The 16,449-nt window shown below is 69.9% G+C and carries 18 protein-coding genes and 1 pseudogene; 12 read left to right on the forward strand and 7 right to left on the reverse strand.

Annotation, left to right across the window (positions count from 1 at the left end):
- Nucleotides 1-203 precede the first annotated feature (203 nt).
- Together OG709_RS29420 and OG709_RS29425 are read right to left on the reverse strand one after the other, a co-directional pair.
- Entirely contained in the window at nt 204-686 is a 483-nt protein-coding gene (locus tag OG709_RS29420; protein WP_250305850.1) for a DUF456 domain-containing protein, read from the reverse strand.
- An 80-nt stretch (nt 687-766) separates the two neighbouring features.
- Nucleotides 767-1,756: a helix-turn-helix domain-containing protein gene (locus OG709_RS29425; protein ID WP_250306022.1), complete on the reverse strand. Its 990-nt coding sequence runs from the start codon at nt 1,754-1,756 to the stop codon at nt 767-769.
- A gap of 289 nt (nt 1,757-2,045) precedes the next feature.
- Between OG709_RS29425 and OG709_RS29430 the strand changes: the two genes are divergently transcribed.
- Nucleotides 2,046-3,914 (forward strand): protein phosphatase 2C domain-containing protein, encoded by a 1,869-nt coding sequence (locus OG709_RS29430; RefSeq protein WP_329168218.1) that lies wholly within the window; start codon nt 2,046-2,048, stop codon nt 3,912-3,914.
- Between the two features lie 89 nt (nt 3,915-4,003).
- A complete protein-coding gene (locus OG709_RS29435; RefSeq protein WP_266640088.1) occupies nt 4,004-5,746 on the forward strand; it encodes a pyruvate dehydrogenase in 1,743 nt (580 codons plus the stop codon).
- A gap of 167 nt (nt 5,747-5,913) precedes the next feature.
- Here OG709_RS29435 and OG709_RS29440 read toward each other — a convergent pair whose 3' ends face one another.
- Nucleotides 5,914-6,525, reverse strand: coding sequence for a TetR/AcrR family transcriptional regulator (locus OG709_RS29440; protein WP_250305855.1), 612 nt, complete (start codon nt 6,523-6,525; stop codon nt 5,914-5,916).
- A gap of 158 nt (nt 6,526-6,683) precedes the next feature.
- Here OG709_RS29440 and OG709_RS29445 point away from each other — a divergent pair, with 158 nt between their 5' ends.
- The 5 genes and pseudogenes from OG709_RS29445 to OG709_RS29465 form a co-directional block, all read left to right on the forward strand.
- Complete coding sequence (locus OG709_RS29445) at nt 6,684-7,502, forward strand: SDR family NAD(P)-dependent oxidoreductase (protein ID WP_401273311.1); 819 nt, start codon at nt 6,684-6,686, stop codon at nt 7,500-7,502.
- Nucleotides 7,499-8,431, forward strand: coding sequence for a DMT family transporter (locus tag OG709_RS29450; RefSeq protein ID WP_250305858.1), 933 nt, complete (start codon nt 7,499-7,501; stop codon nt 8,429-8,431). Before OG709_RS29445 ends, OG709_RS29450 begins: the two co-directional genes overlap by 4 nt.
- Complete coding sequence (locus tag OG709_RS29455) at nt 8,428-8,583, forward strand: hypothetical protein (RefSeq protein ID WP_329168220.1); 156 nt, start codon at nt 8,428-8,430, stop codon at nt 8,581-8,583. Before OG709_RS29450 ends, OG709_RS29455 begins: the two co-directional genes overlap by 4 nt.
- Before the next feature lie 237 nt (nt 8,584-8,820).
- Nucleotides 8,821-9,312 (forward strand): MarR family winged helix-turn-helix transcriptional regulator, encoded by a 492-nt coding sequence (locus OG709_RS29460; RefSeq protein ID WP_266904160.1) that lies wholly within the window; start codon nt 8,821-8,823, stop codon nt 9,310-9,312.
- Nucleotides 9,313-9,708, forward strand: a pseudogene (locus OG709_RS29465) (VOC family protein); the annotation flags it as partial.
- Nucleotides 9,709-9,901: 193 nt separating this feature from the next.
- Here OG709_RS29465 and OG709_RS29470 read toward each other — a convergent pair.
- Both OG709_RS29470 and OG709_RS29475 read right to left on the reverse strand, forming a co-directional pair.
- Nucleotides 9,902-10,447: a hypothetical protein gene (locus OG709_RS29470; RefSeq protein WP_266640083.1), complete on the reverse strand. Its 546-nt coding sequence runs from the start codon at nt 10,445-10,447 to the stop codon at nt 9,902-9,904.
- 144 nt (nt 10,448-10,591) lie between these two features.
- Complete coding sequence (locus tag OG709_RS29475; protein WP_266640081.1) at nt 10,592-11,926, reverse strand: alpha/beta fold hydrolase; 1,335 nt, start codon at nt 11,924-11,926, stop codon at nt 10,592-10,594.
- 68 nt (nt 11,927-11,994) lie between these two features.
- Here OG709_RS29475 and OG709_RS29480 point away from each other — a divergent pair, with 68 nt between their 5' ends.
- Nucleotides 11,995-12,612, forward strand: a complete 618-nt coding sequence (locus OG709_RS29480) for a TetR/AcrR family transcriptional regulator (protein ID WP_266640079.1) — start codon at nt 11,995-11,997, stop codon at nt 12,610-12,612.
- Between the two features lie 112 nt (nt 12,613-12,724).
- Here OG709_RS29480 and OG709_RS29485 read toward each other — a convergent pair whose 3' ends face one another.
- Together OG709_RS29485 and OG709_RS29490 are read right to left on the reverse strand one after the other, a co-directional pair.
- Nucleotides 12,725-12,928, reverse strand: a complete 204-nt coding sequence (locus OG709_RS29485) for a DUF397 domain-containing protein (RefSeq protein ID WP_250305870.1) — start codon at nt 12,926-12,928, stop codon at nt 12,725-12,727.
- Complete coding sequence (locus OG709_RS29490; RefSeq protein WP_250305872.1) at nt 12,925-13,755, reverse strand: helix-turn-helix domain-containing protein; 831 nt, start codon at nt 13,753-13,755, stop codon at nt 12,925-12,927. The genes OG709_RS29485 and OG709_RS29490 overlap by 4 nt, the downstream gene beginning before the upstream one ends.
- Before the next feature lie 157 nt (nt 13,756-13,912).
- On the opposite strand from OG709_RS29490, the gene OG709_RS29495 reads away from it, so the two are divergent.
- The 4 genes from OG709_RS29495 (at nt 13,913) to OG709_RS29510 (ending at nt 16,295) form a co-directional block, all read left to right on the forward strand.
- A complete protein-coding gene (locus OG709_RS29495) occupies nt 13,913-14,206 on the forward strand; it encodes a hypothetical protein (RefSeq protein ID WP_266640076.1) in 294 nt (97 codons plus the stop codon).
- Nucleotides 14,203-14,985, forward strand: coding sequence for an NUDIX domain-containing protein (locus OG709_RS29500; protein ID WP_250305874.1), 783 nt, complete (start codon nt 14,203-14,205; stop codon nt 14,983-14,985). The genes OG709_RS29495 and OG709_RS29500 overlap by 4 nt, the downstream gene beginning before the upstream one ends.
- A gap of 455 nt (nt 14,986-15,440) precedes the next feature.
- Nucleotides 15,441-15,647: a hypothetical protein gene (locus OG709_RS29505; RefSeq protein ID WP_250305877.1), complete on the forward strand. Its 207-nt coding sequence runs from the start codon at nt 15,441-15,443 to the stop codon at nt 15,645-15,647.
- Nucleotides 15,648-15,701: 54 nt separating this feature from the next.
- Nucleotides 15,702-16,295, forward strand: a complete 594-nt coding sequence (locus OG709_RS29510) for an ALF repeat-containing protein (RefSeq protein ID WP_329168228.1) — start codon at nt 15,702-15,704, stop codon at nt 16,293-16,295.
- The last annotated feature ends 154 nt before the right edge of the window (nt 16,296-16,449 follow it).

Raw genomic sequence — 16,449 nt, forward strand, 5'->3', positions numbered from 1 at the left:
CGGCTCGTATCCAGACATTCATCCGAGCTATTCCCTGAAGAAAGGTAAGCACGGTGCCCGGGTGCGTCAATGAGTCGGGAGAGATCCCATCTTTTGGTCGGTCCGGCCCTCTGTGCTGCGAGGGCCTGCCTCCCCCGCGCCGCAAGGCCTGCTCCCCGCGTGCTGCGAGGATCTGGCCGGGACCCGTACACGGCGGCCGGTGTTCAGCCCCGGATGAGTGCGCCCACCCAGGCGCCCACGACCATGAGGCAGGCCGAGAGCTCGACGAGGATCGAGGTGCCGATGGCGCGCATGACCGTACGGGTGGAGGCCCGGCCCGCGCCGTGACCGCCGAGGCGTACGCGCTCGGCCCCGTAGATTCCTCCGATGAACCCGACGATGCCGCCCAGTACCGGCACGATGAAGAAGCCCACGATCCCGGCGGCCCCGCCGATGTACACGGTCTTGCGCGGGGCCCCCGACTCGCGGGGGCGGCGGGCGGGCAGCAGCGGGCGCAGGGCCTGGTTCAGCAGGAGCACGGCCGTGGCCCCGGCCAGGATTCCCCAGGCCAGGCCGGTGGTGTCGGTCAGCGCCCACCAGGCGAGGGCCGCCCAGACGATCGCCTGTCCCGGCACACCCGGGACCAGGACCCCGACCAGACCGAGCAGCATCACCAGGGCGACCGCGACGAGCTGCCACACACTCATCTGCCAAGCGTGCAGGAAGTGACCGGACACCGCAGCATGGAATACCGCCCCGGTCCGGACGGGAAGAACCGCGGAGTGGATCAGCGGTCCCTGGTGACCCAGCCCTTCTCGTACGCGTGCCAGCCGAGCTGGAGCCGTGTGGTGACCCCCGTCAGCTCCATCAGTCTCTTCACGCGCCGCTGCACCGTCCGCAGTCCCAGCTCCAGCTGTTTGGCGACACTCACGTCCGTCATCCCGGCGAGCAACAGCGACAGGATCTGCAGATCGATGCTGTCGGGGCCGGGTTCGGTCACCTCCGAGAGCTCCCCCTGATCGCTGAGCCGCAGGGGCAGCGCCTGCCGCCACACCGCTTCGAACAGTCCCCGCAACGACTCCAGCAGCCCGCTCTCGTGGACGACGAGCGCGGCGGGCTCCGCGCCCCGGCCGGTCAGCGGCACCATGGCCAGGCTCCGGTCGGCGATGACCAGTTTCGTGGGCACCCGGTCGGTGACCCGTACCTGTTCCTTGCGGCCCAGCGCCGCCGCCAGCCCGGCGATCCCACCGGGCGCTTCGAGCACCACGCGCTCCAGTACCACCCGGTAGGACACCCCGCGGGTCGCCGCCTGGGCCTCGGCGTCGTTGTCGTCGCCGGACACCGCGATCGGGTTGCCGCCCGTCACCAGGGCGCAGACCTCCTCGGACGCGCCGAGCTGCAACTGCAGGAAGCGCTGGGAGACGGCGTTCGCGCCGGTGACCACCTCGACCAGATCGAGTACGGCGGGCTCCCTGGCCTCGGCCCGGAACTCCTCCACCAGCAGCGCCGCCGCGATCTCCGCCTGCTCCAGCTCGTGGCGGTGCTGGGTGAGCAGCGCGCCCAGCGCCACACCCGGCGGCGCCGCCACCCATCGGCCCGTACGGGCGGAGGACTGGGCGGCGAGACCGTGCCGTTCCAGTCGGCGCAGGGCCCGTTCGGTATCGGTCTCGGAGAGCGCGAGGCGGTGCGCGAGATCGGCGACCTCGGCCGCACCCAGTGCGACGAGTGAGCGGTACGCCGATTCCTGGAGGTCGTCCAGACCTATGACGCCGAGCAAGAGGACCTCGATCCGATGGCGGGATTGAGCCACGGCGGATACCCGCCGCGGCACATCATCGCCGTTGGAGTGCTGTTTCTGCCAGGGTGATCGAGCCGAGTGAGGAGACGGGTGAGCGAACCGGCGTGGCAGTCCGCATCGGACCACGCGCCAAGCCGACCGCATCGACGGCGGCAACCGGCCCGGACCTCGGTTCCGTTGGGCCGTACCCCCGTGGGGGGCGGTACGGCCCAACGGCTATTTCGGCGCACCCTGTACCAGGACCACCCCATCGATGGACAATAGGGGCATGAGTCAGCAGGGGGAGAGGCCCACCGCCGCCGAGGACGACTGGTGGAGCCGGCTGTACGACGAGACCGCCGAGGACCAGGGGGCCGCCGCCACGGGCGAGAGCCTCGACGACCGATTCGACTCCGCGGCGGGGACGGTGAGCGGTTCGCGCGAGCCGCTGCCGGAGCCGCTGCTCGGGCCGGGGCCGCTGAGGGAACCGGAGCCGCTGATCGAGCCGGAGCCGAAAATGGAGCCGGAGCCGGAGCCGGAGCCGGAGCCGGAGCCGGAGCCGGAGCCGGAGCCGGAGCCGGACCCGAAACCGGAGACCGAGCCGGAGCCGTACGACGAGCCGGTGTTCGCGCGCGACCCGGCCCCGGCGCCCGCTCCGGTGTCCGAGCCGGAGGACGCCCGGGAGGACGCCCCGGTGTCCGAACCGGAGGGCACTCGGTGGCCGGGCGCCGAACCGCGGGCCGGAGTCCCGTGGGAGCCACCGACCAGAGACCCGTGGGAGCCGACGACCAGAGACCCTTGGGAGCCACCGGCGAGAGCCCCCTGGGAGCCACCGGCCGACGACGCGTTACCGTCGCGCACCTTCCCGTTCCGGCCGGGTCCGCACCGTCCGCCCGACACCGTTCTGCCGCCTCCGGCACCGTCGCCCACACCGCCTCCGCCAGCGTCCCCTTCTGTTCCCTCACCACCGTCACCACCACCCCCGCCCCTGGAGACCGCGCCGCCCGCTCAACTGATCTACCCCGCCACGCGATTCGGCGCTCAGCAGCTGGGGCCGCCCGCCGCACCGCCCCTGTCGCCCCGGCCCCTTCCCGCTCAACCACAGCTCCCCGCACAGGAGTTCAACCGCTCCGAGCCGGCTCCGCAGCCGGGTGCCGGACCGGTTACCCGTCCCGCCGTGGTCCACGTCGGTGACGGCCCGCCCACCTACGACGCCGAGCCCACCGCACTCCCCGGCGCGCACCCCGACGCCCTCGCCGAACTCACCGCCGACACCGTCCTCGACGGCGCCCGCTACGGCTCGTACACCCTGCGCACCATGTCCGTACGGGGAGACTCCGCCCGCTACCGCGGAGAACCCCGCCGCGACGCCCTGCTCACCGCCCGTTTTGGCAGCGGCGACAGCGCGCTCGTCCTGGTGGCCGTGGCAGGCGGCGCCCGCCCGGCCGACGGCGCGCATCTCGCGGCGGCCGACGCCTGCCGCTGGATCGGCGGGGCCGTCGGCCGCAGCCGGGCGCGGCTCTCCGAGGACATCCGGGCCGACCGCCGGGGTGACCTCAAATCGGGTCTGCACCGGCTCACCGGACGGGGCTTCGGCAAACTGCGTGCCCGCGCCGACGAACTCGGCCTGGAGCCGCACGAGTACACCACGAGCCTTCGTTGTCTGCTGCTCTCCGGCGACCCAGAATGCCGTACCCGGGTCTTCTTCGGCGTGGGAGACGGCGGGCTCTTCCGTCTCCGGGACGGCACCTGGCAGGACCTGGAGCCATTACCGCCCGAGTACGTCACCGACCCGCGAGCGGCTGTCGCGGGTTTCCCCCAGGCGCTCGCCGAGACACCGGAGGGTGACAGGCTGACGATGGACCTCGGCAGGGCCGCGGCTGGTTCCCCGTACGCCTCCGCCGAGCGGCCGGTGCCGCCGCTCACCGCCGAACCCTTCCTCTTCCGCGCGTCCACGGCGCGGCCGGGGGACACCCTGCTGCTGTGCAGCGCGGGCCTCGCCGAACCGCTGCGCGGCGAACCCGAACTGGCCGGAGAACTGGCCGAGCGCTGGGCGTCCGCCGAACCGCCGGGCCTGACGGAGTTCCTGTCCGACGCGCAGATCCGGGTCAAGGGGTACGCGGACGACCGTACGGCCGCCGCCGTCTGGGAGGCGTAGACCGACCGGCAAGCCGGGGGCATGGCCGGGTTCCGCAGATGGGCCTAACAGCGCAGGCGCAACGGACCCGGCCATGGCTTGATGGAGCCATGGCCAAACAGAACGTTGCCGAGCAGTTCGTCGACATCCTCGTCCGCGCAGGCGTGGAGCGCCTGTACGGAGTCGTCGGCGACAGCCTGAACCCGGTCGTCGACGCCATCCGGCGCAACTCGGCCATCGACTGGATCCAGGTCAGGCACGAGGAGACCGCCGCCTTCGCGGCCGGTGCCGAGGCCCAGATCAGCGGCAAGCTCGCCGCCTGCGCGGGCTCCTGCGGTCCCGGCAACCTCCATCTGATCAACGGCCTGTACGACGCCCACCGTTCCATGGCGCCGGTCCTCGCCCTCGCCTCGCACATCCCGTCCAGCGAGATCGGCCTCGGGTACTTCCAGGAGACCCACCCCGACCGGCTGTTCCAGGAATGCAGCCACTACAGCGAGATGATCTCCAACCCGGAGCAGATGCCACGGCTGGTCCAGACGGCGATCCAGCACGCGATCGGCCGTAGCGGGGTCAGCGTGGTCACCCTCCCCGGCGACATCGCGGCGGCGCAGGCGCCCGACAAGGGCATCGAACACGCACTGGTCACCTCGCGCCCCTCGGTACGCCCCGGTGACACCGAGATCGACAAGCTCGCCCGGCTGGTCGACGAGGCGGAGCGGGTCACGCTCTTCTGCGGCAGCGGCACCGCGGGCGCGCACGCCGAGGTGATGGAGTTCGCGGAGCGCGTCAAGTCCCCGGTCGGGCACGCCCTGCGCGGCAAGGAATGGATCCAGTACGACAACCCGTACGACGTCGGCATGAGCGGGCTGCTCGGCTACGGCGCCGCCTACGAGGCCACGCACGAGTGCGATCTGCTGATCCTGCTGGGCACGGACTTCCCGTACAACGCCTTCCTGCCCGACGACGTCAAGATCGCCCAGGTCGACGTCCGCCCCGAGCACCTCGGCCGCCGCACCACACTGGATCTGGCGGTGTGGGGTGACGTCCGCGAGACGCTGCTCGCGCTGATGCCCCGGGTGAAGGCCAAGACCAGCCGCAAGTTCCTCGACAAGATGCTGAAGAAGCACGCTGACGCACTCGAAGGCGTGGTCAAGGCGTACACCCGCAAGGTCGACAAGCACGTCCCGATCCACCCCGAGTACGTCGCGTCCGTCCTGGACGAACTGGCCGACGAGGACGCGGTGTTCACGGTCGACACCGGGATGTGCAACGTCTGGGCCGCGCGCTACCTCTCGCCCAACGGCCGCCGCCGGGTGATCGGTTCGTTCAGTCACGGATCGATGGCCAACGCGCTGCCGCAGGCCATCGGCGCCCAGTTCACCGATCCGGGCCGGCAGGTCATCTCGATGTCCGGCGACGGCGGCTTCTCGATGCTGATGGGCGACTTCCTCACGCTGGTCCAGTACGACCTGCCGGTGAAGATCGTCCTCTTCAACAACTCCTCGCTGGGCATGGTCGAACTGGAGATGATGGTCTCCGGCCTGCCCGCCTACGGAACGACCAACCACAACCCCGACTTCGCATCGATCGCGCGGGCGGCAGGGGCGTACGGCGTACGGGTGGAGAAGCCGAAGCAACTGGCCGGAGCGCTGAAGGACGCCTTCAAGCACAAGGGGCCCGCGCTCGTGGACGTGGTGACCGACCCCAACGCGCTCTCCATCCCGCCGCGGATCAGCGCCGAGATGGTGACCGGGTTCGCGCTCTCCGCCTCCAAGATCGTGCTGGACGGCGGGGTGGGCCGCATGGTGCAGATGGCACGCTCCAACCTGCGGAACGTGCCCAGGCCGTAGGGCCTGTCGGAGGCGTGGCGGCCCCGTCCGGGATGCGTCGGGCCCGCTGCCTCACCCGCGTGGGAACCGGCGTACGCAACCATCCCTCGGTCGGCCGGAGTTGAACACGCCGACCGCCGCAGGTGGCGCGCTCCGACCTGCGGAACACGCCCAGTTGGGAACCGCTGTCAGGCGCGCGGGCCGGCGCCGCGCAGCAGGGTGTCGATGATCCGGGCGGCGAGGGCGTCCGGATCGGTGTTACCCGGGTAGGAGCCGGTGGTGTCCGGGTCGGTGGCCGCCGCGCTCTCGCGCAGGGATTCGCCGATGAGTGCGTAGTAGACGCGGCGCACCCAGTCGAGGTCGGCCGCTTCGTCGATGAGACGGTCGGCCCGCGCCCGCTTCAGTACGGCGGTGCAGCGGTCGTCGATGTCCCGGTGGAGGGCGGCGGCCTCGCTGTCCGGGGTGGCCGGAAGCTCCAGGGCGAAAGCCCAAGCACCCTTCACCTGGAGCACGTTGGCCGTGATCCGGTGCATCGCCACCAGGGGCGGTGCGGTGTCGGGCCTGCCGTCGTCCACCGCCTGGGCGAGCTGGCGGGCCGCGGACGACGCCAGCGCCTCGATCAGCGACTGCCGGTTGGCGAACCGCCGGTGGATCGTCGTCCGGGCCACCCCCGCCGCCGCGGCGATCTGTTCCATGGACGCACCGGGATCCTCGGCGAGCACCCGCTCGGCCGCTTCCAGGATCGCGCGCACGCTGCGCTCCGCGTCCGCCCGCAACGTTCGTGCCGCTGTCTCGCCCATTACGCCTCCAGCTGGACCACTTGACCCATAACACAGTACAGCAGGGATGCAATCCACTTATTAATTGCATCAGATCTGTTGCGTTTGTGAGTCGTACCGGTACTCTCCACTCTCAGTTGGTATCTGACTGAGGAGGACTCATGCACGGCACTGCCCTCATGCACCGCACCGCCCTCGTCACCGGGGCATCGTCGGGTCTCGGCGCGGAGTTCGCCGCGCAACTCGCCGCCCAGGGGCACGAGGTGATCCTGGTCGCGCGGTCCGGCGACCGGCTCGCCGCGCTCGCCGAGCGTCTGGTCGCCGAGTACGGAGTCCGCGCGCACGTACTGGTCCAGGACCTCGCGGAGCCGGACGCGGCCCGCCGCATCGCCGAACAGCTGACGGCCCGCGGGCTGAGCGTCGACCTGTTGGTCAACAACGCCGGCTTCGGTACCTGCGGCCGCTTCGAAGAGATATCCGGGGCCCGCGACCACGACCAGCTGATGGTCAACGTCGTCGCGCTCGTCGACCTCACCCATGAACTGCTGCCCGCCATGCTGGAGCGGGGCCGCGGCGCGGTCGTCAACGTCGCGTCGAACGCCGCGTTCCAGCCCTCCCCGTACTTCGCCGTCTACGGCGCGGCGAAGGCGTTCGTCCTCAGCTTCGGGCTCGCCCTGCGCCAGGAGTACCGGCGGCGCGGCATCAGGGTGCTCACCTTGTGCCCCGGCCCGGTGGAGACCGCCTTCTTCGACACCATCGGCACCCGCGAAGCGGCCGTCATGGGCTCGATGACCACTCCGGAACCCGTCGTACGTGCCGCGCTGCGGGCGCTGGACCGCGACCGCGGCTATGTCGCTCCCGGGTTCGGCAACGCTCTCGCCGCGCATCTGACGCCGCGCCGTCCCCGCACCGTGGTCGCCGCCATCGCCGAACGCGTCACCCGCAAGGTACTGTCCACACCCGCCGCCGCCCCGACCCTTCAGGAGCGCACCGTATGAAATCCGCCCCCGCCGGAGCGGCCTCGGCGATGCTCCTCGTCGGCACGTCCACGGCCGTCTCCGCCACCGTCGCCGACTATCCGGTCTTCGCCGGGCAGGCCCTGCGCTACGCGCTCGCCGCGGTGATCCTGCTCGCCGTGGTGCGCCGTCGTCGGCTGCCCCGCGTCCGTCTGACGCCGCGTGAACTCCTGCTCCTGGTGGCGCTGGCCGCCACCGGTCTGGCCGGCTTCAACCTCTTCCTCGTCGAGGCCACCCGACACGCCGGACCCGCGATGATCGGCAGCGTGGTCGGGGCCGTCCCCCTCGTCCTCGCCCTCGTCGGGCCGCTCCTCGAACGCCGCCGACCGTCCCCGCGCACGGTCGGCGCCGCACTCGTGGTCGCGGTCGGCGCGGCCGTCGCCGCCGGCCTCGGCTCGGGCAGCCTGCCGGGCCTGCTCCTCTCACTGGGCGCGCTCGCCTGCGAGGTGGCGTTCTCCCTGCTCGCCGTCCCGCTCCTGCCCAAGCTGGGTCCGCTGCGGGTCGCCGCGTATCCCGCCGCGCTGTCCGTCCCCATGCTGCTGGCCGCGAGCCTCGCCCTGGACGGAACGTCCGCGCTGCGTCTCCCCACGCCCGGCGAGGCGGCAGCCTTCGGCTACCTCGGGGCGATCGTGACGGCAGCCGCCTTCTTCCTCTGGTACGACGCCCTGCGCCGCCTCGGCACCGACCGCGCGGGCCTCTTCGCCGGCCTCGTCCCCGTGGGCGCCCTGCTCACGACCGTCGCCCTCGGCCTGGACAGGCCGGGCCCCGCAGACGTCGCCGGCGCGCTGCTCGTCGCGGTGGGCGTGGTCATGGGGCTGCGCCGGAGCGGCGACACCGGCCGGGTGTCACAGCCTTCGGAGGTCGCGGTCGATCGCGAACCCGCCGCGTCACAGGCCTCCGTGGCGTCATGACGGCCTTCGCCCCCGGGCCCGTCCCCTTCGCGGACAGCGAGTACTGCTTCCAGCTCCACAAGGCCTCGCGCGTCCACGGGGCGATGATTCACGTCATGGTCCGCCGCCTGACCGGAGCGACCATCCCTGACCGGCGCAATGCGAAGCGGTGACCGCGTGCAGATCGAGCCCCCGCTCGACACGCTCGGCCTTGCTCCGATCCCGCCCAGAAGCTGATCCGCGAAACGCTCCGGCCTGGCTGGCTGGGCCCAGTGTCAACGGACAGCGGGCCGTCCGGGTGAGCGGACATCTCAGATCCTTGTGCGCGGACAGTTGACCTCCCTGCCCGGTACGACTATTCGTCCCTCGGATGGGGGCGTGTGAGCGTTGGGGGATATAGCGTCGCGATCATGGGACCGCTGACTGACATCACCACCGACCAGGCGCCGGCTGATCCGGCCGCCACCGACGACATGCTGGCCACCCAGCCCATTGGGTACTGGAGTGGCCTCGCCCACGTAGCCGTCACCCGGCATCTGCGTGACGCTATGGCCAGGATCGACGTCACGCAGCCGCAGTACTGGGTGCTCAACCGGGTAAACGGCGGCCCCGCGGCGCCGAGTCGCGAGGAGGTCGTCATCCAGCTGACGCCCCTCGCGGACGGGCCGCATGAGATCGCTCGTGTCATCGACCAGCTGTTCCACCGCGGCTGGCTCCGGACCGACGCCGGGCAGCGCCTGCAGCTTACCGATGCCGGGGAGGCCGCCAGGGTGCGGCTGCGCGAGCTGGTGACCGAGCTGCGCGCCGTGGTCCACGAGGGCATCAGCGATGAAGAGTACGTGGCCGCGCTCAAGGTGCTGCGCAGGATGGTCGCCAACGTCGAGGAGGCCGGGGAATCCTAGGGCAATGAGTTCTGTGTCATCGAGCCGGGCAACAGCTTCCTCGCCGAGTGCGGATTCATGGGAGCGCTGGCGGGCGATGGTTCGCAGGAGACCGGGTACTTCTGGAGCCGAGCGCTGGGCTGGCCATTGGTCTGGGACCAGGACCAGGAGACCGCGATCCGCTCACCGCACGGTGGTCCGAAGGCCACGTGGGGTGGTCCACCCCTGATGCCGAAGACGGGGAAGGAACGGCTGCACATCGACCTCGCTCCACCGGCCGGCAGTGACCAGCAGACGGAGGCCGACCGGCTCGTCTCCCTTGGGGCAACGCGCATCGACATCGGCCAAGGGGACGTCAACTGGGTGGTGATGGCCGGCCCCGACGGTCACGAGTTCTGTGTGTTGACCCCCCGATAAGCCCCGGAGCGAGGTTGACCGGCGCGATGCGAGCCAGCCGCTGGCTCTCTTCGCGTTTCTGACGGAGGAAGGTGAGGGTGAGGTCGATTCCCTCGATCTCTCCGAGCCAGCCCTCCTGCTCGGCAAGGGCCCGGCGAGCCAGGAGATCGGTGTCCAGGTGCGAGCGCACCGAGCACCCCATGGCCGTCATTGCTTATCGGAGCTCAGGCAGTGGTCCGGAGCTCTTCGGGTAGCAGCCCTCTTCAAGCCGGAAGAGGTACTTCCGGAGGTCCGCGTCGAGCCCTTCAGCGGTGTAGGCGGCAAAGTCCCTCAGTCCCTCCGCGGCTTCCCGCTCGTCAGACCTGTCGCTGGACGACCATCTGGGTAGGAGGGACTCCAGGTACTCGGTGACCCGCCCACGGTCGCGCCACCAGTCCCGAACAGCCTCCGGTGTCCATCGGCTGTCGCCGTCGCAGGCATAGCCGCGGTACGGATCTTCCTGGGCCGCTGTCACCAGGTTCAGGACCTCGGCCGTGGTCGCCGGCTGACGATACACATATTCACCGAAGTACTCGCCGCCGTAGAGCACATGACGCGGTGCGTGCAGCCGGCCCGTCCAACAGTTGTCGGCGATGCCGGTGTAGAAAGGGCCAGGAACGTTCAACCAGAGCCGGTCCTCCCAACGCCCGCCGAAGGACGTCTCGGGCTCGCCTTCTGGAAGCGCCGCTATCGGTTCCCAGCACAGCGCTTCGTAGGCCATCGGCGAAGCTTAGGACCCGATGAGAAGGATCTCTCCGTCGGCGCTGCTGCGTCCGGTGCCGCGGCTGAGGCCGATCGGCTCCTGTCCCGTAGATCGTGCCAACTTGTCCCTGCAACTCGGGTGCGACGTCCATGGCCTGCCCTCTTACTTGTGGTCACGGAGGAAGGCCGGGATGTCGGCTCGGGTCGGGTAGTCGGGCAGCGGTGCGGGCTTGTCCTGGAGGAATGCGGTGATGACAGCTGCTGCGCGTTGGTCGTTGTCACCCAGGCCGTTCCACATGTGGTGGCCGACACCGGGCATGTACTGAGTGCGCTGGATGGCGGGGTTGTCCGCGAGGACGGTTGTCTCCCACTGGCGGACCTGCGAGGAGCATTCGGCGATCATCAGCATCGCGGGCGTCCGGGAGCGCCTCAACTGAGGGGCGATGGACGGGGAGTCCTTGACTGTCTGCTGGATGCGGAGGCTGGCAGCGGCACTGAAGGAGAAGTTCTCCGCAGTGTCCTCGACCGGGATGCGGTGCGCGTCCCGCGCGCAGTAGGCGGACGCGGTGTCGCTGCCGAGATCGGCAGCGGTGAAGGCATTGTCGCCCTCCGCCTGCCCTACCAGCCCGTTGTCCGGGCTGAGCAGTCCGAGCCGTATCAGGCCAAAGGCGACCGCGTACCGCGGGACGCGTGTGGAGCGCGGTCCGGTCATGGCCGGCGCGATGTCGCGGGCCGACGGCCGACCCTTCTGCCCGGCCATACGGGCGGTGGGGCCGTCCATCGGGCCCGGCTCGGCGATGACCGCCCGGTGCAGGTGGTCGGCGATGGCCGGGTCGGCCAACGCGCGGGTGAGCACGACCGCGCCCGAGGAGAAACCCAGTACGTCGGCGCGGCCCTTGCCGAGTGTGCTGACGAAGGCGCCGAGGTCCTGGACGGACCGGGTGATCGAGTACTGGTTCATGGGCAGCAGGTCGCTGCGTCCGCCACCGGCCTGTTCGTAGGCGTACACGTCGTAGCCCTGTCCCGCGAGCCGCTGCAGGAAGCGGTGGTCGAGCACCGAGATGCCGCGCACCGGGCCGCCGTTGAGGTAGACGAGCGGGGTGCGTTGCCGAGGGCTGTTGCCGGTGGGCGGGTAGTGGTAGACCGCGACCCGGCTGCCGGTGGACAGGCGCACGTGCTCGGTGGTCACGAACGCCAGGGCGGGCGGGTGGTGGCGCGTTGTGGGGACGGTGGGGACGCACACCGACAGGGTCAGGGCCGCTGCGACGAGGACCGGCAGGAAGGGCACCAGCCGCCCCCGCCAGGAGCGGCGGCGGCCCCGCCACAGCGCCGCGATGACCGCGATGCCCACAGCCGCGGACCATGCGGCTAACCCCGACCCCGCGCCGTCGGTGGCGACGATCAGCGCGAGGAAGACGGCGGCCAGCCCCACTACTGCGGCGGTGGCCGCCAGCAGGCGGCCGACAAGGTGCAAGGGACGTATGACGGACGGTGGCACGGTGAGCTCCCCAGAGTTTTGGAACGCTGTTTTGAAACGATGTTATCAGCATGGGTAGACTGCTTTCCATGGGAAGGCCGAGAACGAACGACGCCGACGTCAGAGAGCGGCTCATCGCATGCGCGACCGAGATGTTCGCCACCCGCCCGCAGGAGTCGGTCACAGTCCGCGCGCTGGCCACCGCCGCCGGAACGTCGACGGCGGCGGTGTACACGTTGTTCCAGGGGAAGGACGGAGTGATCCGCGAGGTGCGCGACCAGGCGGTCGCCGGCCTGTTCCAGGACCTGACGGCCGTTCCCGGCTCGGAGGCCGCCCTGGAGGATCTGTACGCGTTGGCCGTGGCGTATCGCCATTGGGGACGCGAACACCGCCACCTGTACGCGGTGTTGTTCGGTGGCGCTCAGTCCTTCGTACCGTCGACCCGGGTCGGCGACCGAGACCCGGTGCGACCGCTTGTCGCGGCGATCGACCGTGCCGTGGCGGACCAGATCCTCGCGGGCGACACCACACTGATCGCCGTCTCGTTGTGGGTCGCCCTGCACGGGCTCGTGACCCTCGAACTGGCCGGCGGCCTCAACGGCGCCGCGGTCGAGGCGGCGTTCCGGTCAACGGTTGATGCCGTACTGCGGGGCTGGGCAACCCCCGCCGCCTTCCCCGGCCTTCGACGCCCGGACCCGGAGGCGTAGAGCTTGCTCTGATGCCAAGGCCGTAGGGGCTGTCGGAGGCGCGACGTCCCCGTCCGGGATGCGTCGAGCCCCCTGCCTCACCGAGAGACAGGGGGCTCGTTGCGTCGCTGAACTAGACGAGGCCGCCGGCCTTCACGCCGTCGACGAAGACACCCCACGTGCTGTCGGAGATCAGCAGGACAGAGCCAGTAGGGATCTTGCTGTCGCGCACGGGAACAACGCCGTGTGAGGCGACCAGGTCGGCGGCGACCTCAACGCACTGGCCACCGTTGGAGCTGTAGGAGGACTTGAACCAGCGGAGCGAATCGGTTGTCACAGGATGCCCTTTCTCACCTGACTGATCATGGCCACGGACTCTGTCTGGGAGAGCGCCTCAGCCTGTAGCTGATGGTAGGCCGTGAAAAGCGGCCGGACCAACCGCGTATCGCGCTCCAAACGGCCGGAGTGCGCGGACTCCGCGTAGGCCATGCAGGACCCGTCGGGGAGGGTGACGAGCGTAACCGGCGAATCAAAGGAACGGCGTTCGCCCAGTTCGTACGTGGCCACCTGCACAACGGTGTTGGGCATGTCCGCGATATCCAGGAGTCGCCCCAGCTGATCGGCCAAGACCCTTGGCCCGCCTACGCGTTGCCTGATGCAGCTCTCGTCGAGCAGGACATACATCTGCGGAGGCGGTGTCCGCCCGACCGACTGCTGCCGTCGGGCCAGCAGCTCAAGCCGTTCTTCTGCCTGCTGCTCCGTGATCGCACCGCGCCGCACGGCCCCCGTGGTGATGGCTGCGGCGTACTCCGGCGTCTGGAGCAGGCCCGGAATGATCCCCAGCTCGAACAGGCGGATCTCTGAGGCCTTGCCCTCGAACCCGACGAACTCCGGGAAGCCGTCGAGTATCGCCGAGTCGCGGACGGCTGCCCCCTGTCGGACGAGTGCTTCCCCGGTGCCGAGCGCCTTGTCCGCACTCGCAGTGAACTTGGCAGTTGGATTTCGGGCCCCGGTTTCTACGCCCGAAATATGTGACGGGGAGTATCCCGTGCGGTCTGCCAAGTCGTCCTGGGTCCAGCCGCGCTCTTCTCGCAGCCTGCGGAGACGGTCCCCGAACGCAGCCCTCGGCCCCCCATCGGGGTCAAGCTCCTTACGGTTAGCCACACTTCACCGCTCTTTCATTCAACTATGTGGAGGTTGAAGGTCTCTTGAGAGTAGGCCACGCTGAACCCCTCGGTAGCGGAATGACTACAGAGGGGAGTGAATATTGAGCGGGGAACGGATTCCCCCCACTGCCCAGCCCGCTTCCGGTGCTGCCCAGTTGGCAGCCCTGGTAGCGGCTGGCGGGTTCTGGCACCTGGCCCCGGACCGGGTGCCGCGCACCGGATACGTACCCCTGACCAAGGACGTCCTCCGCGAGGGCGTCGCCGGGCTGGAAAGGCAGTTGAACCACATGGGCGAGCAACCCGAACCGGATCTCTCCGTACACAAGTGGCCGCCCTGCCGGTGCGGCAACCCGGTCTGTCCAGATGCCCCGAAGGCCGACGCCGGGGAGTCGTCCACGATGACCCGGGCTCGCGCACAGCTCCGGGAGAACAAGGAGACCCACGCATGAACGACTTCGGCCCTGTTGACCGTGGGTACTGGACGAACAACGACCGGGAGAACGCCGAGGACGCCGCCACCGCGTTCGTCAACGCTCTCCGGCGGCTCCAGGTCGACTTCGACGACATCGGCATCGAAGAGCCCTGCGCGGCCTGCAACCACCCCCTGCACAAGATCTCTCTGGGCTCCATCTCGGTAGCGGAAGCAACCCGGTTCGCCTACCGCATCGACCGCCGACTCGACGAACTCACCGAGGGTGCTGAGCCGTCCACGGCCCCTGGGAACGAGGCACTCCCCATGCCCCACGCCGACATCGACTCCGTGAATCCGCCCCGCCGACACATCGGCGCCGTCACGGTCCTGCGCAACAGCGAAGGGGCCGTACTCCTGGTCAAGACCACCTACCGCGAGGGCTGGCAACTGCCCGGGGGTGGATCCCATCAGGGGGAACGGATCGCCACCGCCGCATCACGCGAACTCGCCGAGGAGACCGGCCTCTACCGCCGCCTCACCCACTTCCTCGCCCTCGACCACGTCCCCGCACCGACCGAGGGCAAGAGGTCGGCCGAGGGGTTCACGATCGTCTGCGACGGGGGACGCCTGACCCCCGAAGAGGAATCCGCGCTCGCCGTACCCGAAGACGCGGCCGACGAGATCGGCGCCCTCACGTGCGTACCGCTGGCCCAACTCGGCGAGTACACCCCGCCCTACCAGGAACGACGCATCCGCGCCGCCGTAACCGCCCTCGAAAGGGGCTTGCGGCTGCCGCTGCTGGTACTCGGCGAGTGACGCGATGGTGCTGAATACGCCCTCGGGGGCGGAAGCTCGGGCGCGTGCGGAACAGACGTACCGCGAGTACCTCAACCACCTCACCCAGTGCGCCGACTGCCACCAGGCAGGGGTCAACTGCGCCCCGGGTGAAGCGCTTCGGGTGATCCACCGCGAAGCGAAGCGGGCCACGTGGCCGGACTGCCGGTGCCCGATCCACACGGGGACGTCGGCAGCCCCGCGTGAAACCGCTGAAGCTCCCACGCGCGCAATGCTCCCCCCTGCGCGTGGGACCGGGCAGGCCGCGCCCTGACGGTCCGTGGCCTGCCCACCCGGACCCGCGCGCTCGCTCGTCACAACAGCCAGCGCACGGAAGGGCGGTGGGGGCGTGCGTTCGGCCGACCGCGCTCCCACCGTTTGCACCTGCGAGAGACTTGGGCGTCCCGAAACGCGTTCCGAGCAGAGGAATTAATTGCGTGTACGACGCCTACGGCACAGGGCCGGTGAAGCCCGCTCTCCGGTGCTTGAAGTGCGGTGACATCCACGTCGTCATGTCGCAGGCGCGGGACCCCATCGCCGATGGCCTGCGGTGGCGGTACACGTGTCTGGACTGCCGCATCGCGTGGTGGTGCGACGAGCACGGCGGGGAGATCGATGAGTATCTTCCTCGTGAATACCCGTGAAAGAGTCCGCCCGCCGGTAACCCGCCCATAACCCGCCCGTGGAGGCACACACTCATGAGACCGACCCGCGCCGCGCTCGTCGTCGCTGTCACCGCCCTCACTCCTGCCCTGCTCTTCACCACCCCGGCATTCGCCGCCGCCCCGGCTGCCACGGCCGTTACCGCGACGGTCAGGTCCGACATGCCGGTGGACGAGATGACGGAAGCCGAACTGCGCGCCGCGATAGCCGACATCCTGGCGAAGAACAGCGGCAGGGCGGTCGTCCGAGAAGCCGACAGGGCTCTCGGCGGGACCGTGGAGGACATGCGCGCGTTCCTCGAAACCGGTTACCAGAAGGCTCAGTTCGAGGATGACCAGGTTGCCATCGCCCGGATTCTCAACGGGGCGACGGAGAATGGCGACAAGGCGGTCATCAAGAGGTGCAACGAGGCTCTTGATGCCGGAACTCCCGAAGCGGCGCGAGCCTTCCGGGAAACCGGGTACCGGCTCGCCCAGGCCGAGGACGACGCCGTCTACATCGTTCACATGCTCACGGACCCGAACATCAGCGACGCTCTGCGCGCTGCCGTCAACAAGGTGCTCGACGACGGCTCCCCGGAGGCTCTGCGGTACTTCCGGCTGACCGGTCAGTACGAGGTGAACGGCTAAGACGTGTCCGGCCGATCATGTTGCTGGTCAGGGTGCGAGCATGTCCAGGACGAGCGTGAGCGACGAGCCCGGCAGCATGGTCGGCCTGTGGGTCGAGCTGTGGGGAACCGATCACTGGATGCGTCCGGGGTCTGTCCGGCGGAAGGTTGCGAGC

Source organism: Streptomyces sp. NBC_01267 (assembly GCF_036241575.1).
Lineage (GTDB): Bacteria > Actinomycetota > Actinomycetes > Streptomycetales > Streptomycetaceae > Streptomyces.

Excerpts from the sequence above, each read along its gene's own strand:
- OG709_RS29420 (WP_250305850.1), bottom strand. The coding sequence starts at position 686 with ATGAGTGTGTGGCAGCTCGTCGCGGTCGCCCTGGTGATGCTGCTCGGT.
- OG709_RS29430 (WP_329168218.1), top strand. The coding sequence starts at position 2,046 with ATGAGTCAGCAGGGGGAGAGGCCCACCGCCGCCGAGGACGACTGGTGG.
- OG709_RS29435 (WP_266640088.1), top strand. The coding sequence starts at position 4,004 with ATGGCCAAACAGAACGTTGCCGAGCAGTTCGTCGACATCCTCGTCCGC.
- OG709_RS29440 (WP_250305855.1), bottom strand. The coding sequence starts at position 6,525 with ATGGGCGAGACAGCGGCACGAACGTTGCGGGCGGACGCGGAGCGCAGC.
- OG709_RS29445 (WP_401273311.1), top strand. The coding sequence starts at position 6,684 with ATGCACCGCACCGCCCTCGTCACCGGGGCATCGTCGGGTCTCGGCGCG.
- OG709_RS29450 (WP_250305858.1), top strand. The coding sequence starts at position 7,499 with ATGAAATCCGCCCCCGCCGGAGCGGCCTCGGCGATGCTCCTCGTCGGC.
- OG709_RS29455 (WP_329168220.1), top strand. The coding sequence starts at position 8,428 with ATGACGGCCTTCGCCCCCGGGCCCGTCCCCTTCGCGGACAGCGAGTAC.
- OG709_RS29460 (WP_266904160.1), top strand. The coding sequence starts at position 8,821 with ATGGGACCGCTGACTGACATCACCACCGACCAGGCGCCGGCTGATCCG.
- OG709_RS29470 (WP_266640083.1), bottom strand. The coding sequence starts at position 10,447 with ATGGCCTACGAAGCGCTGTGCTGGGAACCGATAGCGGCGCTTCCAGAA.
- OG709_RS29480 (WP_266640079.1), top strand. The coding sequence starts at position 11,995 with ATGGGAAGGCCGAGAACGAACGACGCCGACGTCAGAGAGCGGCTCATC.
- OG709_RS29500 (WP_250305874.1), top strand. The coding sequence starts at position 14,203 with ATGAACGACTTCGGCCCTGTTGACCGTGGGTACTGGACGAACAACGAC.
- OG709_RS29510 (WP_329168228.1), top strand. The coding sequence starts at position 15,702 with ATGAGACCGACCCGCGCCGCGCTCGTCGTCGCTGTCACCGCCCTCACT.